Annotated in this window: 21 protein-coding genes and 1 other annotated feature; of the genes, 13 read left to right on the forward strand and 8 right to left on the reverse strand. The window is 48.7% G+C overall.

What is annotated here, in order from left to right:
- Positions 1-38: 38 nt before the first annotated feature.
- Entirely contained in the window at positions 39-275 is a 237-nt protein-coding gene (gene sspI, locus BBR47_RS08515) for a small acid-soluble spore protein SspI (protein ID WP_012685360.1), read from the reverse strand.
- 171 nt (positions 276-446) lie between these two features.
- Here sspI and BBR47_RS08520 point away from each other — a divergent pair, with 171 nt between their 5' ends.
- Together BBR47_RS08520 and BBR47_RS08525 are read left to right on the forward strand one after the other, a co-directional pair.
- A complete protein-coding gene (locus BBR47_RS08520; protein ID WP_007728524.1) occupies positions 447-1,100 on the forward strand; it encodes a potassium channel family protein in 654 nt (217 codons plus the stop codon).
- A 4-nt stretch (positions 1,101-1,104) separates the two neighbouring features.
- A complete protein-coding gene (locus BBR47_RS08525) occupies positions 1,105-1,920 on the forward strand; it encodes a TrmH family RNA methyltransferase (protein WP_012685361.1) in 816 nt (271 codons plus the stop codon).
- A 68-nt stretch (positions 1,921-1,988) separates the two neighbouring features.
- Here BBR47_RS08525 and BBR47_RS08530 read toward each other — a convergent pair whose 3' ends face one another.
- On the reverse strand, positions 1,989-2,339 hold the full coding sequence (locus BBR47_RS08530; RefSeq protein WP_012685362.1) for a hypothetical protein: 351 nt from the start codon (positions 2,337-2,339) through the stop codon (positions 1,989-1,991).
- Between the two features lie 88 nt (positions 2,340-2,427).
- Positions 2,428-3,147, reverse strand: a complete 720-nt coding sequence (locus BBR47_RS08535; protein ID WP_012685363.1) for a DUF2225 domain-containing protein — start codon at positions 3,145-3,147, stop codon at positions 2,428-2,430.
- 120 nt (positions 3,148-3,267) lie between these two features.
- Positions 3,268-3,554, forward strand: a binding site (T-box leader).
- Positions 3,555-3,605: 51 nt separating this feature from the next.
- Between BBR47_RS08535 and pheS the strand changes: the two genes are divergently transcribed.
- The 3 genes from pheS to zapA all read left to right on the forward strand — a co-directional run bounded on the left by pheS (position 3,606) and on the right by zapA (position 7,437).
- Positions 3,606-4,640, forward strand: a complete 1,035-nt coding sequence (pheS, locus tag BBR47_RS08540; RefSeq protein WP_012685364.1) for a phenylalanine--tRNA ligase subunit alpha — start codon at positions 3,606-3,608, stop codon at positions 4,638-4,640.
- A gap of 15 nt (positions 4,641-4,655) precedes the next feature.
- The gene (gene pheT, locus BBR47_RS08545; RefSeq protein WP_012685365.1) at positions 4,656-7,079 is read left to right on the forward strand and encodes a phenylalanine--tRNA ligase subunit beta; all 2,424 of its coding nucleotides are present in this window, start codon (positions 4,656-4,658) and stop codon (positions 7,077-7,079) included.
- Positions 7,080-7,161: 82 nt separating this feature from the next.
- Complete coding sequence (gene zapA / locus BBR47_RS08550; protein ID WP_007728510.1) at positions 7,162-7,437, forward strand: cell division protein ZapA; 276 nt, start codon at positions 7,162-7,164, stop codon at positions 7,435-7,437.
- Between the two features lie 95 nt (positions 7,438-7,532).
- On the opposite strand, the gene BBR47_RS08555 is transcribed toward zapA, so the two are convergent.
- Positions 7,533-7,907, reverse strand: a complete 375-nt coding sequence (locus BBR47_RS08555) for a phage holin family protein (protein WP_041749319.1) — start codon at positions 7,905-7,907, stop codon at positions 7,533-7,535.
- Positions 7,908-8,152: 245 nt separating this feature from the next.
- On the opposite strand from BBR47_RS08555, the gene BBR47_RS08560 reads away from it, so the two are divergent.
- From BBR47_RS08560 to BBR47_RS08590, 7 genes are all read left to right on the forward strand, one after another.
- Positions 8,153-10,510 carry an endonuclease MutS2 gene (locus BBR47_RS08560; protein ID WP_012685367.1) on the forward strand — a complete coding sequence of 786 codons (2,358 nt, stop codon included), beginning with the start codon at positions 8,153-8,155 and terminating at the stop codon, positions 10,508-10,510.
- A gap of 17 nt (positions 10,511-10,527) precedes the next feature.
- A complete protein-coding gene (locus tag BBR47_RS08565) occupies positions 10,528-10,938 on the forward strand; it encodes a DUF350 domain-containing protein (protein WP_007728502.1) in 411 nt (136 codons plus the stop codon).
- Positions 10,939-11,219: 281 nt separating this feature from the next.
- Positions 11,220-12,518 carry a nucleotide sugar dehydrogenase gene (locus tag BBR47_RS08570; RefSeq protein WP_012685369.1) on the forward strand — a complete coding sequence of 433 codons (1,299 nt, stop codon included), beginning with the start codon at positions 11,220-11,222 and terminating at the stop codon, positions 12,516-12,518.
- 146 nt (positions 12,519-12,664) lie between these two features.
- Positions 12,665-13,252, forward strand: a complete 588-nt coding sequence (locus BBR47_RS08575) for a sigma-70 family RNA polymerase sigma factor (RefSeq protein ID WP_041749320.1) — start codon at positions 12,665-12,667, stop codon at positions 13,250-13,252.
- The gene (locus tag BBR47_RS08580) at positions 13,231-13,992 is read left to right on the forward strand and encodes a DUF4179 domain-containing protein (RefSeq protein ID WP_041749321.1); all 762 of its coding nucleotides are present in this window, start codon (positions 13,231-13,233) and stop codon (positions 13,990-13,992) included. The genes BBR47_RS08575 and BBR47_RS08580 overlap by 22 nt, the downstream gene beginning before the upstream one ends.
- Positions 13,993-14,098: 106 nt before the next feature.
- A complete protein-coding gene (locus tag BBR47_RS08585; RefSeq protein WP_012685372.1) occupies positions 14,099-14,299 on the forward strand; it encodes a cold-shock protein in 201 nt (66 codons plus the stop codon).
- Between the two features lie 206 nt (positions 14,300-14,505).
- A complete protein-coding gene (locus tag BBR47_RS08590) occupies positions 14,506-15,120 on the forward strand; it encodes a hypothetical protein (RefSeq protein WP_012685373.1) in 615 nt (204 codons plus the stop codon).
- A 67-nt stretch (positions 15,121-15,187) separates the two neighbouring features.
- Here BBR47_RS08590 and BBR47_RS08595 read toward each other — a convergent pair whose 3' ends face one another.
- A complete protein-coding gene (locus tag BBR47_RS08595) occupies positions 15,188-16,015 on the reverse strand; it encodes a M55 family metallopeptidase (RefSeq protein ID WP_012685374.1) in 828 nt (275 codons plus the stop codon).
- A 163-nt stretch (positions 16,016-16,178) separates the two neighbouring features.
- Positions 16,179-17,315, reverse strand: a complete 1,137-nt coding sequence (locus tag BBR47_RS08600) for a glycosyltransferase (protein ID WP_012685375.1) — start codon at positions 17,313-17,315, stop codon at positions 16,179-16,181.
- A 210-nt stretch (positions 17,316-17,525) separates the two neighbouring features.
- Between BBR47_RS08600 and BBR47_RS08605 the strand changes: the two genes are divergently transcribed.
- Positions 17,526-18,875: a glycosyltransferase family 4 protein gene (locus BBR47_RS08605; protein WP_012685376.1), complete on the forward strand. Its 1,350-nt coding sequence runs from the start codon at positions 17,526-17,528 to the stop codon at positions 18,873-18,875.
- Between the two features lie 153 nt (positions 18,876-19,028).
- On the opposite strand, the gene BBR47_RS08610 is transcribed toward BBR47_RS08605, so the two are convergent.
- Together BBR47_RS08610 and BBR47_RS08615 are read right to left on the reverse strand one after the other, a co-directional pair.
- Positions 19,029-19,847: a hypothetical protein gene (locus BBR47_RS08610; RefSeq protein WP_012685378.1), complete on the reverse strand. Its 819-nt coding sequence runs from the start codon at positions 19,845-19,847 to the stop codon at positions 19,029-19,031.
- Positions 19,840-21,468 (reverse strand): hypothetical protein, encoded by a 1,629-nt coding sequence (locus tag BBR47_RS08615; RefSeq protein ID WP_012685379.1) that lies wholly within the window; start codon positions 21,466-21,468, stop codon positions 19,840-19,842. The genes BBR47_RS08610 and BBR47_RS08615 overlap by 8 nt, the downstream gene beginning before the upstream one ends.

Below are 21,468 nucleotides of genomic sequence, written 5' to 3' on the forward strand. Positions count from 1 at the left end.
CCCTCCCTTTGCAGCATGTCTGTTCGAAGAAGAAATGGTTAGATTGGCTTCTCGGCTTGCTCAGGCAAGTGTTCCGCGATAGTCGTAATCATGGATTGACGTGAGGAAGCATCGCTGTTTTGCCACAGAACTTCAAACAAAACGCCTAACCCCGGCAGTGTCTTCTCCTGACCGCTTGAGATAGCATCACTGATGGTCTCTTCCACTTCGTTTGGATCTGAGCCTTGCATTTTGTACATGATCGCTTGACGTAAATTGAGTGAGGCAATATTCATGACCGCGCTTGCACCTCTCTTGTGAGAATGAATTCAAGAAATAGTATTTGTAAACGCTGATTTGTGCATACCATGCTTTTCGTACAAAACGTTCATGACCGTTTTGTGGGGGATGTTTTGGTTGTGCTATAATGCTTGTTATTGGTAAGTTCCGTAAAGGGGAAGATTAACATGTCCAAGCAATTTGCCATTATCGGGATGGGACGTTTTGGTTCCAGCGTGGCGAGAACGCTGTACGAGATGGATTATGAAGTGATGGGTATAGATGAGAACGAGGAGCGCATTAACGAAAATATTCAGTATGTAACGCACGCGGTAGCAGCTGATTCTACGGATGAACGCGCCTTGAAGGAAATCGGCATCCGCAATTTTGACGTAGTTGTCGTGGCCATTGGGGTCGATATTCAGGCGAGTATCCTGACGGTGTTGACGCTGAAAGACTTGGGTGTCAAAAAGATCGTGGCAAAAGCACAGAATGAGCGTCATGGACAAGTATTGTACAAGGTGGGAGCTGACCGTGTCGTATTCCCTGAGCGTGACATGGGTGTTCGGGTCGCCCACAATCTGATCTCTTCTAACGTACTTGACTTTATTGAGCTGGCAGAGGACTACAGCGTAGCGGAGGTAGTCGTGTCGTCCAAGCTGGTCGGTCAAAACTTGCGCCAACTGGATATTCGGAAAAAATACGAAGTCAACGTGATTGCGATCAAAAGCGGAGATAAATTCAATATCGCTCCTAGCCCGGATGAAGTCATCCAATACGGCGACGTGCTTGTGGTGATCGGGAACAACAAAGACTTACGCGAATTTGAGGAGCGGGCATAGGTTTATGACAAATGAAATCATTACTTCAGTACAAAACCCTCTGGTAAAGCGATTGCACCAGTTGCTATCACGGAAAGGACGGGAAGAGCAGCAGCGTTTTCTCGTGGAAGGGGCGCATCTGGTAGAAGAGGCGTTAAAAAGTGGGGCGGAGGTAGTCACGGTGATTTACGATCAGCAGCGTGACATGGACCCTGCTTGTCAGCGTGCTCTGGCTAATCATCCGGAAGCTGTTCAGGTCATTGCTGCGCCAGAGACAGTGCTGGCGAAGCTGTCCGAAACGAAGTCACCGCAAGGAATTGTGGCCGAAGTGAAAAAAACAGCAGCAGATTGGGCAAAATGGGTGGATCAGAAGAGAGAGGAACAAGGAAGCTTACTGCTCCTCTTTTTGGACGAAATACAAGACCCGGGCAACCTCGGCACGATTTTGCGCACAGCGGAAGCGGCTGCAATCGATGGTGTCGTACTGGGGAGTGGCAGTGTCGATATTTACAATGGAAAAGTGGTACGGGCAACAATGGGGGCACTGTTCCGGATCCCGGTCTTTACGCAATCGTTAGTTGACACGGCTGATGAATGGAAGGCAAAGGGAGGGAGAGTTCTCATTTCTTCGTTGGAGCAAAACAGTGTTTCCTATGACGAGGCTGATTATGCGGGTCTGACGGCACTGGTCATCGGCAATGAAGGAAGAGGCGTCTCGAAAGAGATGTTTGCCAAAGCTGATCAATTCGTCCACATTCCGCTTTACGGCGGAGCGGAGTCGCTGAATGCAGCGGTTGCGGCAGGAATATTTGTCTATGAGGCACAGCGCAAAAGAAGATAATAAGGAAAGCCGACATCCTCGAGAATAGTAAGGATGATCGGCTTTGTTTGTGTGATCCACCGAAATGATTACATGGGACCTACATTAAAATGGAAGATATACACTTTCGTGCCACCGTAATAGACATCAACCTTGTAGTAGCCTGGAGACGATGCAATCACTCGGCCTTGGGAATCGATGCTAATCCCACCCTTTGTCGACTCGTATGAGATGACACTCGTATGGTTGTTGGTTGGGAGTCTGTCATAAATAGGGTTTTGATAAATGTCCAGATTAACGTTGACTTCTGTAACGCTTGACATGGCAACCACTGCCTGCGATGGCTTGTTCGAAACCTCGGCAGCACTTGCACCAGCTTGTCCTGCCAAAAGCAATGGGATTGCCAGCAGACTTGACGTGATAAGATTCCACTTTTTCACAAGAATCACTCCTTTGTATTAGATGTCTAAAATATACTATTTTTACCATATTCTTTCAATTGTTGCATATAAAAAAAGATCGGCATGTCTAGCCGATCTTTTGCTCGTTCTTCTTCTCTTTAAACTCTTCACGCGCGAGTTGCCATTGATCCTGCGCCATCCGGATAATGCCGCTCTCAATGGTGTGGTTGCGAAAGGCGAGTGCCTTGCCGAAATATTTAATGGCTAAGTCAAACTTTTCGAGTCTGCGATAGAGCTCACCAATCAAGTACAGCAAGCGGACTTCGGTCATTTCTTTGTCACCGCGTGTATAATCGGAATGAATATACGATTGTTCATATTCTTCCACGGCCATATCGATAAAGCGCATTTCTTCCGTGACATTTTTTTGGTATCGATAAAGCCAGGCAAGGCGCAAATATAGACCCGCTTTTACGGAATGGGGCTGATCTGTTATTTCAGCTGCATAAATAGCGAGCTTGTAGCTGACAATGGCTTCTGGTACGTGTCGAACCTTGCCAAAATCTTTTGGCTTCCATTTCGAGGAGATTTGTTCATCCACAATCTGCTTTTGCCAGGGGGCGAGCTTGTCCCGGAATTGATCCGTAAAAGCAAAGCCGCATTCAGGGCAGACATTGACGGTATATAAAATGGGATTTAAAGATTGCTCTTTAAAAGTGGTATAAAAATCGCTGTCGCGGTTGACCATCGTCAACGTGCCGCTTCTGATTCTTTTGGTCGAAAAGGTCGCTTGGCAATGGCGGCAGCTGCTTGTCTTATCGTAAAGGGCGGAAACATTGTCTATCATGTCAAAATCCCCTTTCGAATGGGTAACATACACTTGAAAACACAATCTGGATATGTAACATTTGTAGAATTGAAAGTTCTCTCTTGTTACGCTATAATTTTCCTTACGTCACAATTATAACGTAAAGCGATGACGGAGACTAGTACGCAGGACCTATCTGTTTTTTCAGGGAGAAGATGCCACAGACTGCGAGCATCTTTAACATGATAGCTGCCGAATTCACTCCAAAGCCGCACTCTGAACCGCTTTTCGCGCAGTAGGAGCAGCCGGGTCATACCCGTTACCAATGATCTGAAGTGAGACAAATGTCTCTTTCCACTAGTGATATTGTCATGCATTTGTCACAGGGTGGAAGCGAATTGTCTAACAAGGGTGGTACCGCGAGAAAAAAGTAACTCGTCCCTTTTTGAGGGGCGGGTTTTTCTTTTTCCAAAACAGAAATAAAGGAGCGATTCGAAGTGCAAACTCGGTTGCAAGAAATGAAAGAGTCCGCACTGGGCCAAATCAGCCAAGTGACAGAAGCCGCACAACTTCAGGATTTGCGCGTCAAATACCTGGGGAAAAAGGGCGAGTTGACAGAACTGCTGCGCGGCATGGGCAGCCTGTCCCCAGAAGAGCGTCCAGTTGTCGGTCAGCTGGTGAATGAAGTAAGGGAAGCGCTGGAGGCAGCGTTCTCCGGTAAACAAAAAGCATTTGAAGAAGCGGCTCTCTTTGCCAAGCTTTCTTCTCAAACGATCGATGTGACACTGCCAGGACGCCCAGTACCAGCAGGCACCATGCATCCGCTTTCTCGGATCATTGAAGAGATCGAGGACATCTTCATTGGCCTAGGCTTCGAGGTGGCAGAAGGTCCTGAGGTTGAACTGGACCACTTCAACTTCGAGATGCTGAACCTGCCGAAGGATCACCCGGCACGCGATATGCAAGATACGTTTTACGTCACAGAAGAGCTGCTGCTCCGTACGCAGACATCCCCTGTGCAAGCACGTACAATGTTGAAAAAAGAAGGCAAGACCCCGCTCAAAATGATCTGTCCGGGTAAAGTGTATCGCCGTGATGATGACGATGCGACACATTCCCACCAATTCACGCAGATCGAGGGTCTTGTGATTGATAAAAAAATCGGGATGAGTGACTTGAAAGGTACCCTCTTGACGTTTGCCCGTCAAATGTTCGGGGAAAATCAGCAAATTCGTTTGCGCCCAAGCTTCTTCCCGTTCACGGAGCCTTCCGTAGAAGTAGACCTGCAATGCTTCAACTGCGGCGGTCACGGTTGCCGTGTATGTAAGCAAACCGGCTGGATCGAGATTTTGGGTGCTGGTATGGTACACCCGCGCGTACTGGAAATGGCTGGCTACAACCCTGAGGAAGTCAGCGGCTTTGCATTCGGTATGGGTGTGGAACGAATTGCGATGCTCAAATACGCGGTAGAGGACATCCGCCATTTTTATACCAACGACGTTCGTTTCCTGCGTCAGTTCAATCGAGGCTAGAGAGGAGAGGTAAAGATGAAGGTATCGTACCAATGGTTATCTGAATACGTCGATCTGAGTGGAACGACGCCCCAGGAGCTGGCTGAAAAGCTGACTCGCAGCGGGATTGAAGTAGACGCAGTTGAATCGCGCAACGAAGGTGTATCCGGTGTTGTGATCGGTTATGTAAAAGAACGCAGCAAGCACCCGGATGCAGATCGTCTCAACGTATGTGTGGTTGATGCAGGACAAGGAGAAGACCTGCAAATCGTTTGTGGAGCAGCGAACGTAGACCAGGGACAAAAAGTTCTCGTTGCCCTGATCGGTGCGAAGCTCCCAGGTGGTCTGAACATCAAGCGTTCCAAGCTACGCGGTGTAGAATCCCAAGGGATGATCTGCTCTGCAAAAGAATTGGGCTTAAACGACAAGCTTTTGGCAAAAGATCAGCAAGAAGGCATTATGGTTCTGCCAGCGGATGCGGAGATCGGAATGGATGCTGTTTCGTACCTCGGCTTGGATGACTACGTGCTGGAATTGGGATTGACCCCGAACCGTTCGGATTGCTTGAGCATGTTGGGAGTTGCTTACGAGGTTGCTGCTATCTTGGGCAAAGAAGTGGTATTCCCGCAAATCGAGCTGACCGAAAACGGTGGCGACAACCCGATCCAAGTTAAGATCGATGCGACAAATGAATGCTATCAATACCACGGTCGTCACTTCACCAACGCCAAAATCGCGACATCTCCGCAATGGATGAAAAATCGCCTGATGGCAGCAGGAATTCGTCCAATCAATAACGTGGTAGACGTAACGAACTACGTCCTGCTCGAGTACGGCCAGCCGCTGCATGCTTTCGATGCGACACAGGTAGCTGATCGATCTATTGTCGTTCGACTGGCAAACGAGGGCGAAAAGCTCGTGACATTGGACGATCAAGAGCGCGCGCTGGATGCACAAACCTTGCTGATTGCCGACCAGACCAAAGGCTTGGCGATCGCTGGTGTAATGGGCGGAGCGAACTCCGAAATTACTGGTGAGACGAGTGAAATCATTCTCGAAGCAGCCTGGTTCACGCCAAAAACAGTGCGCCGTACTGCTCGTATGCTTGGCATGCGTACAGAAGGCTGCGTACGTTGGGAAAAAGGCGTTGACCAAGCACGTGTACAAGAAGCTGGTGAGCGCGCCGCTGCGCTGATTCAGCAATTGTCTGGGGCAACAGTATCCAAAGGAATCAGCTCTGCTGTTGTAAGCGAAGCTGCGCCTGCTGTTGTTTCCGTTACGCTTGCAAAAATCAATCAGCATCTCGGAACCGACATGTCTGCTTCTGATGTATCGCCGATTTTCGAGCGTCTGCAATTCCCGTATGAAGTAGCGGGCGACAAATGGACGGTAACCGTTCCAACGAGACGTGGCGACATTACGCTGCCAGAGGATTTGGTGGAAGAGGTTGCACGTCTGTACGGCTACGACAACATTCCGACCAGCTTGCCTTCTGGCTCGACCACACAGGGACAGTTGACAAAAGAACAGCAATTGCGCCGTACGATCCGTCATCACCTGATCGGTACTGGTATGAATGAAGCGATTTCCTATGCACTGGTTCATCCAGATCGTGTTGAGGCAGTAGCGGGTCTGCATCAGGAAAAAGTAAACCCTGTTGCGCTCATGATGCCAATGAGTGAAGACCATAGCGTTCTGCGCACGAGCTTGATTCCTAGCCTCTTGGAAACAGTCGCTTACAATAAAAACCGCCAAAACCACGATGTTGCGATTTTCGAATTGGGCCGTGTGTTCTTGACAAAAGAAGAAACACTCACCCAGCTTCCGGAAGAGCGTCTGTATGTAGCGGGTGCATTGACTGGACAACTGCTCACACAAAACTGGATGGGCGCCAAGCAGCCTGTTGATTTCTTCCAAACCAAAGGGATTGTGGAGTCACTCTTCGCTCGTTTGGGCATCCAAGCTACCGAGTACAAAGCAGTCCAGGACATCGCAGGTATGCACCCAGGACGTACCGCAGAGGTATGGGTAGGAGAAAAACGTCTGGGCTATCTGGGGCAAGTTCATCCGGGCACAGAAAAAGCGTATGATCTGTCCGAAACGTACGTATTCCAGTTGGATGTAGCTGTTTTGATTGATGTAGCTGCCGAGGTTGGACATTACAATCAGCTGCCGAAGTCCCCAGCGGTAACGCGTGACTTGGCTCTCGTTGTCGATCGTAATGTAGCTGCTGGTGCATTGGAAGCAACGATTCGTGAAGCGGCAGGAGAGCTGCTTGAGTCCGTAACCCTGTTCGATGTATACATGGGTGAGCGTATTGCCCAGGATAAGAAGAGCATGGCATTTGCCCTCGTATTCCGTCACGCAGAGCGTACCTTGCAGGACGAAGAGATTCAACAAGTGACTACTGCTGTCATCGAAGCCTTGAAAAACAACACAGGTGCTGAATTGCGCGTGTAACACAGCTTGACGAAATCTGACATTTTCAGTAACCTAAAAAAGGATAATGTAGAGCAAAGGTCGCAGTAGGGAGGTACCTCTCGTGCAAGGTGATGGGAAAAATCGTTTGACGGTGGACATCTTTGGCCAACAATACCGGCTCAGCGGCAAGGCAAGTGTCAATCACATACGCATGGTGGCCGGTTTCGTTGATGACAAGATGAACGAAATCGCAAACGGCAACCATCGACTGGATACTGCCAAAATTGCCGTACTTTCTGCAGTCAATATCGCGGATGAATACTTCCGCTTACGTCAGGAGTACGAAGAACTGCTGAAAATCATTCAGGAAGAGGCAAAGGCTAAACCGATAGATTAAGGAAAAGAGGGGCGAAATGCCTCTCTTTTCACGTTGAGGGTAAAAGGAGAAGAGCCACCCCGTCTTTGATGGGATGGCTCTTTGTTGCATTTTGCCTATGTCTCCTGCTTGTTCCCGGCATCTCCATTGCGCAAATCCATATGGGTTTTGATCGGGATAAACAAGTCGATGATCCCAATCACCAAGGAAGCCAGGAGCGCTCCAAGAATCGTTACGCGGAAGCCAGAGACGATGAACTGTGTGAGATAAATCACGACGGCACTGACCAAGAAGCCGATAATACCCCGATTGTACGGCGAAATTCGTTCTCCGAAGATGGCTTCTACGGCCCAGCCAATCAGTGCGATGACAACGGCCGCGAGCAGAGCTGTCCAAAAACTGCTAACTGAAAAGCCGGGGACCAGAAAGCCGACAAACATCAGGACTACGGCAGCGACGATAAAGCGGACGATATGGCGCATGATCGTCAAGTGTACTCCTCCTTTAGGGTTGTTTCACCTTTCATTCTCTCACGCCAGGAGCTGAACTATGCCAAACGAAAACGTGTAAAATTATCCTTCGCTAGTGGTGCCTGTCCGAAGCTATCCGTTGCCCAAGTTTTCTAAGCTCCGCTGCCATGCTATAATGGGGAGATATCGTAATGATTGCCGGTATAGACCGTCGCTCCCGCCCGCACGGTACAACGGTCGCCGCTGGATAAAGAAGGAGGAGCACAGTGGAACAACGGGTTTTAAAGACGTTAGAATACGATAAAATAGTCGCCCTGTTGATTGACAAGGCATCTTGCACATATGGAAAAGAAAAAGCATCAGAGCTGATTCCTTTTTTACGTTTGGATGAAGTCATTAACGCTCAGCAAGGGACTGAACAAGCAGCAACCGTGTTACGCTTAAAAGGCAGCGTACCGCTCGGAGGCATTCGCGATATCCGCGGCCCCGTACAGCGCGCCAGATTGAACGCCATGCTCGCCCCGATGGAATTGCTGGATATCGCCAGCACCGTTATGGCCGGACGCAGGCTCAAAACGTTTTTGCTCGATATGTGTGACGATCACGAGCTGCCATTATTGCAACAGCAGGCAGAGCGTATTGAGGGCCTGCGCGAGTTGGAAACCGAAATTCGCCGCTGTGTTGATGAAAACGGCGATATTTTGGACAGCGCGAGTCTTGAATTGCGTCAGGTGCGTCAGGAGATTCGACAGCTCGAGTCCCGCATTCGCGAAAAACTCGATCAAATGACACGCTCGTCTACGTACCAAAAAATGCTGATGGAAAACATCGTTACGATTCGTGGAGATCGTTTCGTCATTCCGGTGAAGCAGGAGTATCGTTCGGTATTTGGTGGAATTGTTCACGATCAGTCGGCATCCGGAGCGACGCTCTTTATTGAACCGGAAGTGATTGTCGAGATGAACAACAAGCTTCGCGAGCTTCGCCTGCGCGAGGAGCGTGAAGTGGAGCGCATTCTGTATGTGTTGACGGAGCAAGTATCCTTTGCGGTAGAGGCTTTGGTCGAGAATACAGAAGCACTGACAGAGCTCGATTTTATGTTTGCCAAGGCGCAGCTTGCCTGGAGCATGAAGGCGATTTGTCCACGCATCAATGATCGCGGATACGTGAACATGCGAAAAGCGCGTCATCCACTCATTCCACGTGAAGTTGTCGTTCCAGTCGATGTGGAGCTAGGTGGAGAGTATCAGGCAATTGTTGTGACGGGTCCGAATACAGGGGGGAAAACCGTTTCCCTCAAAACAATCGGGCTGCTGTCCTTGATGACGATGGCGGGCTTGCACATTCCGGCGGAGGAAGAGAGCGAGATGACTGTATTCTCCTCCATTTTTGCCGATATCGGGGATGAGCAATCCATCGAGCAGAGCCTGTCTACATTCTCGAGCCATATGACCAATATTATTCAAATCTTGGCGAAAATGGATGACAAGAGCTTGGTGTTGTTTGACGAGCTAGGCGCAGGAACAGACCCAACAGAGGGTGCTGCTTTGGCCATGTCCATCATCGACCATGTGATTGATTCCGGTGCGAGATTGGTTGCAACGACTCACTACAGTGAACTGAAGGCGTATGCCTACGATAGACCCGAAGTCATCAACGCCAGCGTAGAATTTGACGTACAGACGTTGCGTCCTACTTATCGCTTGCTCATCGGGGTGCCTGGCAGATCCAACGCGTTTGCCATCGCAAGACGTTTGGGATTGCCGGAACATATCATTGATGTAGCGCGTGGCTCGATCAGTGAGGAAGACAATCAGGTCGAGAGCATGATTGCTTCGTTGGAGCGTAATCGCAAGTCGGCGGAAGCAGACAGGTTGGCGGCAAAGGCAGCCCGCCAAGAAGCGGAAGAACTGCGTACACAGCTCGAGGAAGAGCGCGCCCAATTTGCTGAAGAGAAAAACAAACGAATGGAGCGAGCAGAAGACGAAGCGCGAATTGCTGTCCAACTCGCAAAAGAAGAAGCGGAAACGATCATTCGCGAGCTGCGCGAAATGATGGCAGAAGGCATGGAGATCAAGGAGCATCGTCTCATCGATGCGAAGAAGCGCTTGGGTAATGCCGTGCTTGAGCTGGAGAAGGAAAAGGTGAAGAAGCCGGCAAAAGCAGTTCGCGCCACGCAGATCAAGGTGGGCGACGAGGTAATGGTGACGAGCTTCGGACAAAAAGGAACCGTGCTGGAAAAGGTAAACAATGAAGAGTTCCTCGTGCAGATCGGGATCATGAAAATGAAAGTAAAACGCGATGATATGCATGTACAAAACTCCATCCAGCAAAAACCGCAAGCGGCTCCGTATACCTCTGTGAAACGTCGCAGTGACAATATCAAGATGGATCTCGACTTGCGCGGCTACAACGTCGAGGACAGCATTCGGGAAATCGATCAGTTTTTAGATGATGCACTGCTGGCAGGCTTGCACTCGGTGTCTATTATTCACGGACACGGGACAGGAGTACTGCGCAAAGGCGTGCACGAGTATTTGCGGAGTCATCGTAATGTAAAATCCTTCCGCTTGGGCGGTCAAGGAGAAGGCGGCGTAGGTGCTACCATTGCCGAATTGAAATAAGAGGTCGGGAGGGACATATGGAAAGCCTTCTACACAATCCATATTTTGCAACTGCAGCTTATTTTACAGTGTCTGGACTGGCGATGGTTTTATTCTTAGCCATTTTTGAACTGGTGACGCGATATCGTGTTTGGGAAGAATTGAAGCGTGGGAACATGGCAGTAGCAATGGCAACAGGCGGGAAAATTTTTGGGATCGCGAACATTTTCCGTTATTCCATTCAGGCGCATTTGTCTTTGGGCGAAGCGTTGATTTGGGCGACATTCGGATTTTTCCTGTTGCTGTCTGCGTACTTCATTTTTGAATTCATGACCCCAACGTTTAATGTTGATCAGGAAATTGCGAAGGATAACAGGGCCATTGGCTTTATTGCGATGGTCCTGTCCATCGGTTTTTCGTATATCATAGGGGCATCCTTGCCTCGTTAGACGGGTTGAACGATATTTCAAACGAGAGTATAATTTGATTTGGCGAAAGAGTACCAAACTATTCTGCCCAATCAACGTCCTTTTTACGAAAAAGAGGACAAGCCAAGATTGTATGGGGGAGGAACAGCCTTGGAAACGTTGTACAAGGTCCTCATCGGATTGTGTGTGCTTTTTGTCGCTGCAGGTGTTTACTACCTGTCCTAAAATATACGCAAGTTGGCCGCGTGATTTCTTACAGTCATACGGACCTTACTTGGAGAATGTGAAAGAGGAGATACGCAATGACACAACCTGTACGCGTAGCTGTTGTGGGATTGGGGTTTGTAGGCTTGCCGTTGGCGCTTACCTATGCCATGAAAGGAGCAAACGTCATCGGTATTGACGTCTTACCGCATGTCGTCGAAGAGATCAATGCGGCACATTCCCATCACCTGGAGTCCTATCAGGGAAAAACGTTGCCAGAGATCCTCAAAGAGCAGATTGAAGCAAAACGTTTCCGTGCAACGTCCTCCTACGAGGAAGCTGCTGCGGAAGTCCATAACTATATTGTAACAGTTGGGTTGCCTGTTCATAACGGCGATCCTGATCTCGGACCGCTGAAAAGCTGTGCACAGTCGCTCGGTCGTGTACTGAAAAAAGGCGATACGATCATGATCCGCAGTACCGTCGTACCAGGAACGACAGAAGATGTGATTCTGCCGATTTTGGAGGAAACAAGCGGCCTTGTTGCGGGTGTCGATTTCTACCTGACATACTGCTCGGAGCGAATTGCAGAGGGGCGTGCTTTTGAAGAGTTCATCCATATGCCGCTCGTTTTGGGTGGCATCAATGAACAAAGCGCTGAAAAAGGTAAAGAGTTGTTGTCCTTCATCAGCGAGACCGACATTACGATTACGGATATCCGCGTAGTCGAGACAGCAAAAGTCATCGAGAACATCCAGCGTGATGTGAACATTGCGATGGTGCAGGAATTCGCTCGTTTCTCTGAGGCATTTGGCATCGATACGTTCGAGCTGATCAAGGTTGCTAATACGCACACACGTGTAAACCTGTTATCGCCAGGACCGGGTGTAGGCGGCTTCTGCTTGCCGAATGCGTTGTACTACTTGCAGCCTAAGGCACGTGAATTGGAAGTAAACCTGCCGATTCTGCAACTGGCTCGCAACACGAATGATGCGGTACCTGAAGTGTTGATCGGCATGCTCGAGCAAGCGTTGAAGAAGAATGGCAAGACATTGGCAGAAAGCCGTGTAGCTGTGTTGGGAATGGCAATGAAAGACTTTTCCAATGACGACCGTGTAAGCCCTGTCCACGACCTTATCAAGGTGCTCATGGCAAAAGGAGTAGACGTTCGTTCTTACGATCCGGCTGTTCCGACTGTGTATGATCACAAGGTTGAAAGCCTGGACAAAGCAGTGAATGGAGCAGATGCGTTGATCCTGACTGCTGTGCAAAAGGAATTTGCTGAGGCAGATTGGGCACAGGTTGCTGAAAAGATGGCTGACGCACCGATCCTCTTCGATACAAAGAACCGCATCCCGCGTGACCTTGTCAGCAAGGCGACTGTGGTGCGCATTTAATTCTTAAATAAGGTTCCACTGATTCGTACGAGAAAACCTCTCTAAACGCACGTAAAAGCGTTTGGAGAGGTTTTTTTCATAAAGTAGTGAACCATATTGAACGAGAGAGCCAATACAAGGTGTATACAATTTCAGGGGGCCCTCCGATGAATGATCAAATGTTAGAACTGTGGCTGGACCGTTTGCGTGAAGGAGATCAAGAAGCTTTTGAGGTGATCTACAGCATGACGCGGACAAAAGTTTACGGTACCGTAGCAGCCATGGTCACGAATAAAGAAGATGTTCATGATATTGTAAGCGAAATTTACTATCAGCTATGGAGATCACTGCCTGCCTATGATCACAAGCGTCCGTTTCTTTTCTGGGTGAATGGGATTGTCATTAGACAGGTGAATAACTGGCGTAGACAGATTTGGAGAAGATTCCGTCTGTTAGAACGAAAACAGAGCTTGGAAGAAGAGCAACATGTCGAAACACCGGATGAGCCAATGCTTGCGATGGAGTCTGCCACAGAGATGCAGCAAGCAATCCAAAAGCTGCCGTTCAAGCTGCGGATCGTCGTCATTTATCGGTATTACTACGATTATACGTACGATCAGATAGCCGAACTGCTGCAAATACCTGTGGGGACAGCAAAATCGAGAAATCATCTGGCATTAAAGCGCATCCGCGAGTGGATTGACGTCGAATGGAATGAGGAGGAACTCCAAACATGTCTATCGAAAAAATCATAAAACAGTCACTCACCAAGCAAATGGACGAAACCACGATCCCTGATGAACTCGACCAGCGTGTCAGGCAGTCCTTTCATCGCTATCACGAAAAAAAGGAGCCTGTAACGATGAAGAAAAAATTACTTATGATGGGATTAGTTGCTGCTATTATACTGCCGACTGGCGTATATGCGGCTTTAAATGGAACCTCTTATTTTGCAGACAATCCAAAAGACTTGAACAAGTTGGTGGGTGAAGGGGTTAAGCGAGCAGCGGCAGAAGGATTGTCTATTCCGATCGATCAAAAAATTACCGATCAGGGGATTACGATTCATTTTACGGAAGTGTATGCGGAAGATAGCAAGGTTCTGTTGCACTATCGCATTGAACAACAAAATGGAGAACTGGTGCCTTTCGAATTCGATACGACAGGTTTAGATGTGGTAGGCGAAGCAAATGGCAATCCCGTGTACCAGGAAAAAGGCTTGGAAGGTACAAGTGTCCTAAACTTTATCGGGACCAAAGGGGATAATATGCCTTTCTACTTAACAGACGAGTCCGGTAAGGAAGTCGAGGTTGGAATAGCCGATCATGACAAGCCAGAGGGCGTTCTTGCCTTCGTCACGCATGGAGTCAAGCTACCACAGCCACTCACTTTAAATATCGATGTGAACCGGATCGGTAAAACAAAGGGCGACTGGAAGGGACAATTTATTGTGGACCAGAGCAAAGCCAAAGAAGCAACAGAGGCTGCGAAGTAGGAGAAAAAAATTCGGTCACGTATAATAAGCCTCGTAAATGGCAATAGTAACCGAGGTAAGACAATATTTCAAATGTCATGTAAGGGTTACATGCTAGGAGGCAAAAATGGAACGTGGAAGAGTAAAGTGGTTCAACAGTGAAAAAGGTTTCGGTTTTATCGAGCGTGATGGTGGAGATGACGTATTTGTTCACTTCTCCGCTATTCAGGGCGAAGGGTACAAATCCTTGGACGAAGGGCAAGAGGTGGAGTTTGACGTAGAAAACGGTCAACGCGGTCCTCAAGCCACGAACGTTCGGAAATTATAAAAGCTGAAACGACAAGCAGACTCACATGGTGGGTCTGCTTTTATATTTGGGTAGTAACTACAGTGGAGGAAAGAAGTGAATTTCCAGTATACGCTTCGGAATACGAACAATAGTATATTTTTTGCAAATCCACATCATTTGTCCAACACGCTTTGTCCGTCTTGCGCATTTACATGTAGTAGCTCATGTAAAGGAATGAACTGCACATGTCCCGTCGGAAGGATAAACTGACAGTCATTTACCAAAAGGGTAAAAAGCGAATGGTCGTGAAGACATTTTTGCGTGAAACCAGTAGAGTGGTTGTCGTACTCAATACGCAGTTTACGAATGCCCCAAACACCACCCAAATTGCCAGTGGAGCAGGACGAAGCGGTGCTGCCGGTAATGATGCCGCCATCGATTCATCGAACACACTGCAACAACAGAGCGTGGGAGCTGGTGGAATTGCGCGAAATCGGGGAATGGCCGGCAAGCAATCGGAGTATCATGGTCATCATAAGGGCAAAAAGAAAAATGGAAAAGAAGCCATTGTGGTGATAAACGATCAAGTAGTCAAGCTGGCAAGACGTCTTAGAAATGCTTCCGCCACACAAGTTGCAGGTGGGGGTGGCACGTACAGTACAGGTGGTACGAATGCTGCGATTGAAAGCTCCAACACGAAGCAACAGCACGCTGTTGGAGGCGGGCCAGGCTCTCGGGCATCCAATCGAGGAATGAACAACAGACAGAAGGAGAAAGCGAAGGGAAAAGCAAAAGCTAGAAAGGGAAAAAGAGGCTTCCGGCCACAAGTAGCGCGGAAACGGAAGAATAGGCGGGCTTGAATAATCTACCGCCAAAATGGAGAACGGAAGAACTGATTTCAGCCCTTCCGTTCCTTCCTTCTTCTTTTTAAAAAAATTCAGCACCGGATGCCAGATTCAGCATAGCGCGCATTGTTTTGTACATATCCTGCGGATTGGCTGCATTGTAATAGACAGTGTTTGTTGCTGTTTCATAACGCGTGCCCGGGACAATTGCGGCCATCTCGGCTTGTCCTGCGTGCGAGAATTCCATCGCCAGCTCTACAGGTACAGCTGTACGGAATGGCTGGATGTTGTTCCGGTTGCGCAAGGCATTGGCTGTCTTGCGTTTCAGTTCAGCGGTCGCTTCTTCGCGCGAGAGACAGATAGCAGCTGTGCGGGATACCGCTTCCTTCACGATCGCTGTTTGGATGCCTGGAATCAATTCCTGTGCTTCGACAGCGATGAGATTATCACCAGACACCATGACAACAGGAACGTTATGCATACCCGCGATCGCGGCGTTAAAGCCGAACTCACCCACGACTTGTCCGTTGATATACATATTGTGAACCACCCCGGACATTGTATGGCTGAGCACACCAGGAATCCCTTGGCGAGTATGATAGCCGATAAACATCGCTGCATCAAAGCTCTCATCGATTCCCTGCATCATGGATGAATCGCGTGGAGAACCTGCCAACAGTCTCGCTTTCGGATGGAGCTTTTCCCAGAGAATGTTGTTCATCGTGTTGTGGCTGTCTGCTACGACAATTTCCGTTACGCCAGACTCAAGTGCAGCTTCAATAACCGCATTGGCATCATCTGTCATAAATTGGCGTCCACGCTGATAGTTAACCCCCGAACTCGGGTTAATATAGCTCGTATCTACAATGCCTGAAATACCTTCCATGTCTACCGATAGAAATAGTTTCATCTCATTTTCACCCTTTCTGTCTGGTGCAGCTTGCTATACAAAATAGTTCCAATTCATATGTAACCAGATTGATCATGAGTAGGCAACCATAAAAACAGATTCTTCAAATAAATCATATAAAAAAAGCACGATGCCCGCTGTTCGCGTTTCACCGTGCCTTTCGTCATTTCAGTAACGTACGATAAAGAGCAACAATTTGTTCGGTCATGAGTTGAATGGTAAAAATCGATTCTACTTTGTTCAACGCGTTTTGCACCAAGATCTCACGCAATTGTGGTGAAGTCCAAAGTCGTTCCATTGCTTGCGCCAACAAAGCAGGATTTCCCGGTTCGACGATCAGCCCCGTCTCGCCATCGAAAACAAACTCTTTCACACCACCGACATTGCTTGCTACGACAGGAACCTCCGAAGCCATAGCCTCGATGATGGTATAGCCAAGCCCTTCATACAAGGAAGAGTGGACAAAGCCATCTAAGGCATGCAAGCACGCAGGAATGTCTTGTCGAAATCCAGCAAAGCGAACACGCGATTCCAGCCCCAATTCTTTTACCTTCGCTTCAAGCATTGCACGTTCAGAACCGTCTCCGATCAATACGAGGTAAGGAGCCGCCCCTTTCGTGTCCGCCACAAGCGTATGAAAAGCATCGAGCAGAATCGGGAGCCCTTTTACGGGAACAAAGCGAGCTGCTGTCCCGAACAAAAAGGCGTCCTCTGGTATGTTCCATTCCGCACGCAGTCGATTGCGGTCATTCTCCCGTAAATGGTTTTGCCGATAAGGCTTCATGTCCATTCCGTTATAAATCACGCTAATGTCAGACGAGCGAACACCCTGCCCCCGCAAAATATCGGCAATCGCACCACTGATCGCGATGTAATGACGGTTCCAATGTCTCGTGCTCATTTCCATCATGCTGACAATGGCATAGGCCAAGGAGCTTGTATAATCATAACGGAGTGAGCTGTGAACAGTGGTCAGCAAAGGCACCTTCATACCGCGAGCGGCCAGTCGTGAAAAGAAATTGGCTTTAATCCCATGCGTATGAATGATCGCTGGTTGGAATGTGGTAAAGGCATTCCGCAGAGCCTGTAGCAATCGTAAGTCAAAACGTCCGAACTGATTCAGTGTAATGACTTGGATGCCTGATTCCCGCAATTTACTCGCAAAAAGAGAATCATAGAAGCATACGACTGCGACTTCTACTTCGTCGACTGGAAAAGTAGTGACCAAATTGAGAATATGTTGTTCAGCACCGCCAAATTCCCCCCCGCCAATCACGTGGAGGACTCGTAATTTGCTCATCTGAATTCACCCGAATCGTAATTAAAAACCCCTACTGAGGTTATGTACATGGAGGCACGACCGAATAGAGGCGGTGTACCGAAAAAATAAACGATCATTTGTAAACAAAGCCATTTTCACTATAGCAGATGCCTGCTAGATTCGCAATAAGACAGCACTTATGGTATCGTTGATGATGGAAAATTGAAATGGAGAAGGACGGTTACGTAAATGAATACGCACAACGTGTTGATCATATGCTACATATTTCCTCCTATTGGGGGAGGCGGCGTGCCAAGACCGTTGAAAATGGCCAAATATTTGGGGGAGTTTGGCTGGAATGTCCATGTACTGACAGTAGATCCTGCTTATCATGCGACGCTCGATCCATCCCTTTTGGCACAACTGCCGAGTGATGTCACCATTCACCGTGCGAAGGAGTGGCAGCTGCTGCCGAATCGAGGGGGACAAGCCCCATCAGCAAGTGCCAATACAACGTCTACACCATCACAGCCATCATTTAAGGCGAAGGTAAAAAAACAGATCGTCAACGTGCTGAAAAAAGTTAAGCCATACCTGTTGATTCCAGACGACCAAATCCTGTGGATGCCGAATGCGCTCAAGCTAGGGCGAGAAATCATGCGACGTGAAAAGATCGACGTGATTTTTTCTACATCGGGACCCGTAACGAACCATTTGATTGCGAAAAAGCTTTCCCGTGAGTTTGGCTGCAAATGGGTAGCGGATTTCCGTGATCCATGGACGCAAAATATGCACACCTCTGGCATCGAATGGCGAGAGCGCATGGAAGAGCGAATGGAGGAGGCGGTGATGTCCCAAGCGGATGCGATCACGACCGTCACTGCGACCTTCGCCTATAATTTTCGCGAGAAGCACCAGAACCGCATCAAGCGGATGGAGCTGATCTACAATGGGTTTGATCAGGCTGATTTTCAAGGGTTGGCTCCCAGCCATGCTGCTCCGGACAAGTTTCATGCGGTGTACGCAGGTATTTTGTATCAAAAGCGCAACCCACGCCTTCTCCTGCAAGCCATCCGGGAACTCATCGATGAAAAAGCAGTAGACCGAAATGATCTCTTGCTCAGCTTTGCCGGAGTGTTCGATTACCCGGGGTATTCCGAAAATCGCGACTGTGTAGAAGCATTGGGGCTGAGTGACATCGTTCGCGTGTTAGGGAACCTGCCGCATAAAGAAGCGCTCGGATTGATGAAAGGCGCGAATGCTCTCTTGCTGATCGGGGATGTGTCCGCTGACGCCGGAGCGTATATTCCGGGCAAGCTCTACGAATACATGGGGATTGGCAACCCGATCCTTGCTCTGAACAAAAGAGGCGAAGCGACAGAGATTATTGAAGATTTCCGTCTTGGGCAAGTAGCCGATCCTGAGCAAAAAGACGAGATCAAGCAAGCATACCTGAAGCTGTATCAGGAGTGGAAAACGCAAGAACAAACGGGTAGCGAGGAACGCGGAGCGGATTTTGCAGAGCGTGTGAAACCGTATGAGCGCCGTGAACAGGCGAAGCAATTGGCGCAATTGATGGATGAACTGGTGAAAAAATAGTACAGCATCGCCCCGGAGCCAATGAAGGCTACGGGGTTTTCTTCGTGTGGCAGGCATACTTCTTCTGCTTCAAAATAAAAGGACCTGACGATGTTCGCCAGGTCCTGATTCGTACTGATTTGTCTGCTGCCAAGCTAAGGTAGCAGGCTTTTTTTAGTACAGCAAATATTTCTCTACTTCTTCCGGTTCCTTGATGTGAATGCCACCAGTATCGCCGTATTTTAACAGGTTGAACATCACTTGCTGGTCCATCGTTCCGGCTTCAGGGAGTGGGAGAATGATCCAAGTCTCGTATTGGTGGATCAGACGGTCTTCCTTACCGAACCAAAACGTTGTCTTGATCGTGGATTCCTTCAAGATATAGTCCAGATCAGGGCGTTCTCCCAATTGCTTTTTCAATGGTTCAAACAGTGGGCTTTGGCTATTTTTCAGCCATTCTGCTCCTGTCATTTTCAATTGGAACGGAACGCTGACTACACCGATAACTTTTTCCTCAGGCAATTGGACGGCCTTGTCCATGAGAGGCAGCCAGTCCTCGAAGCCTTTCAATACATCAAATGCTAGCGGCTCATCCGGAGCGGTTACAAACTGCTCATTTGCCTTGATGTAGCGTTTGTCGTTAATTCGATAGTACGAATAAGGCTGGGCCGCGATGCGTGCATCCACATTGTAGCCTTTCCCGTTGATGACGGCTCCATTGAACATACTCGTCGTGGTACGAGACAGGATTGTGTTTTTTACATACCCCTTATACCAGTAAGTCTGTGCATCTTTATCCGTTTTTCCCTTTTCTAGGGCTGTTTTCAACCACTCTGCCCCTGACTCGGTTTGGACCGTTGTCGTTTGATCCGGCTTTTGGTCAAAATTGGTAGTGGCAAAAGCCTTCGTCCCTGATTCATACGTGCAGCCACCGAGCAGGGAGGCTGTGCAGATGGCAGCGAGCAATGCCCATGCTTTCGTCGCTTTACGCATGGCGAAACCTCCTTACGACTCCGTATCCCAAGAGTCCCACGAATAGCCCGATTGTGAGTCCGAGTACCGGAATGTTGTGCTGCTTAAACACGAGAATACGATGCGTATTGTACATATTAGCCACGATTTCGTTTTCTTTGTCTCCATCGATGTCGCCGATTTGAACATTGATCAGCGGCATGTAGATGCGCCAGGTTTGTTTCAAGCCCTCTGGCGTGTAGTCATAGCCAGCCAAATAGCGAGTATCTGTGGTACTTACCCAGCTTTTCGCTTTGGCTACGATCTCAGGCTTGGCGTTGTTACCAATCGTAGCAAAGTTGGAGAAGCGGAAGCTCTTATCGTAGTCACCGCTTGCCCACAAAATTTCCCACGTACCGTCTGCTTTTGGTTTCAAGATGTACGAAGGTTTGCCAGCCACGAGTAGCTCATCGACCTTGTCGTTGTCGATATCGGCAGGAATGAACTCGCCAGTTGCCAATTCAGCCTGTTTGCGTGTCAGTGTGTACGATTCTGTCAGTGTGCCATCTGCCTCTACAGACAGTACACTCAGGTGCTCGCCCATGACAACGATTCCCTCGCGGCCATCTGGCAGCATCATGGTGGTCATCAGCTTGGTAGCTTTGGTCGTGCCGCCAAAAGGCTTGCCGTCGTAGTTACCTGTTAGCATACCATCCTTAATGTGTAGATCCGTGTACTTGGAACCCAATGTTTGTCGGACGTCTATACTGCCTGCATTATCTGCCAGTTGATTTGCGATGTTCTCCATGTCAAGCATAAACGCACGATAGGGTGCCGTTCCGATTTGCATCATGCCTTCCGCATATGGTTGGCGTTGGACATTCGGTACCAATTGCCCATCTTTCATCGTGTAATACGGGAAGCCTGGGTAATCGGTCGGCAGCTTTTCCTTGATGATCTCCATGGTTTCTGCCGGAATCTGATCATTCGGCATCCGCACCATTTGCCCATCTTTCCAGGTCAGGACGTAGAGAGAAACAGGTTCCGCCTGCAAATGGCGCAGCTTCTCCGCCATTGCTTTTTTCTCTTCTTCCGTCTCTGGCTTTTCAATTTTTTCTGGTAGTGGAAGCTCCTCGGCATTGCCGTACGTAATGATCTCCATCTTGCCATCGCCATTGACGTCTTGCAGCGTGATCGGGAAATAATCTACCCAATCGCCGTTGTACAAACGATCAGATTCGTATGTCACGGTAAAGTGGCTCAGTGCAGTCAGAGTATCTCTGTTGAACGTCACGTTCGCCAAAAGTGCGATCAGAACTAACGAGCCGACTGCACGCCAGTTGAGGCGCCCATACCATTTCACGAGAAGCGCAATCACGATGACTGCGATTGCACCACCGATCAACAGAGCAGCGGTCGTTTTCACATCGACGCGTGTCAGTGCGCGATCCAAGAGCAAGAAGCCGATGGTAAACACAAGCACTTGTCGACGTTCCGACGGATGTACCACAAAGTAGCAAAATGCTAGCAGTGGCAGGAAAATGAGTACAGCAATCCACGTTAAATCAAGGAACGCGGGTTTCACGAGCAAATGATAAATCAGAAACAGGGCAATGGCGTACAGCGCCCAGCTTATCGTATCGAGAATAGGATTCCGGCGCAT

The sequence above is a fragment of the Brevibacillus brevis NBRC 100599 genome (assembly GCF_000010165.1).
In the GTDB taxonomy this organism is placed as follows: domain Bacteria; phylum Bacillota; class Bacilli; order Brevibacillales; family Brevibacillaceae; genus Brevibacillus; species Brevibacillus brevis_D.

What these genes read in the sequence shown, in the direction of transcription:
- BBR47_RS08595 (WP_012685374.1), bottom strand. Translation starts at nt 16,015, where the DNA reads ATGAAACTATTTCTATCGGTAGACATGGAAGGTATTTCAGGCATTGTA.
- BBR47_RS08610 (WP_012685378.1), bottom strand. Translation starts at nt 19,847, where the DNA reads ATGCGTAAAGCGACGAAAGCATGGGCATTGCTCGCTGCCATCTGCACA.
- BBR47_RS08590 (WP_012685373.1), top strand. Translation starts at nt 14,506, where the DNA reads ATGTCCCGTCGGAAGGATAAACTGACAGTCATTTACCAAAAGGGTAAA.
- BBR47_RS08585 (WP_012685372.1), top strand. Translation starts at nt 14,099, where the DNA reads ATGGAACGTGGAAGAGTAAAGTGGTTCAACAGTGAAAAAGGTTTCGGT.
- pheT (WP_012685365.1), top strand. Translation starts at nt 4,656, where the DNA reads ATGAAGGTATCGTACCAATGGTTATCTGAATACGTCGATCTGAGTGGA.
- BBR47_RS08525 (WP_012685361.1), top strand. Translation starts at nt 1,105, where the DNA reads ATGACAAATGAAATCATTACTTCAGTACAAAACCCTCTGGTAAAGCGA.
- BBR47_RS08600 (WP_012685375.1), bottom strand. Translation starts at nt 17,315, where the DNA reads ATGAGCAAATTACGAGTCCTCCACGTGATTGGCGGGGGGGAATTTGGC.
- sspI (WP_012685360.1), bottom strand. Translation starts at nt 275, where the DNA reads ATGAATATTGCCTCACTCAATTTACGTCAAGCGATCATGTACAAAATG.
- BBR47_RS08520 (WP_007728524.1), top strand. Translation starts at nt 447, where the DNA reads ATGTCCAAGCAATTTGCCATTATCGGGATGGGACGTTTTGGTTCCAGC.
- BBR47_RS08535 (WP_012685363.1), bottom strand. Translation starts at nt 3,147, where the DNA reads ATGATAGACAATGTTTCCGCCCTTTACGATAAGACAAGCAGCTGCCGC.
- BBR47_RS08605 (WP_012685376.1), top strand. Translation starts at nt 17,526, where the DNA reads ATGAATACGCACAACGTGTTGATCATATGCTACATATTTCCTCCTATT.
- BBR47_RS08570 (WP_012685369.1), top strand. Translation starts at nt 11,220, where the DNA reads ATGACACAACCTGTACGCGTAGCTGTTGTGGGATTGGGGTTTGTAGGC.
- BBR47_RS08580 (WP_041749321.1), top strand. Translation starts at nt 13,231, where the DNA reads ATGTCTATCGAAAAAATCATAAAACAGTCACTCACCAAGCAAATGGAC.
- BBR47_RS08615 (WP_012685379.1), bottom strand. Translation starts at nt 21,468, where the DNA reads ATGCGCCGGAATCCTATTCTCGATACGATAAGCTGGGCGCTGTACGCC.
- BBR47_RS08565 (WP_007728502.1), top strand. Translation starts at nt 10,528, where the DNA reads ATGGAAAGCCTTCTACACAATCCATATTTTGCAACTGCAGCTTATTTT.
- BBR47_RS08575 (WP_041749320.1), top strand. Translation starts at nt 12,665, where the DNA reads ATGAATGATCAAATGTTAGAACTGTGGCTGGACCGTTTGCGTGAAGGA.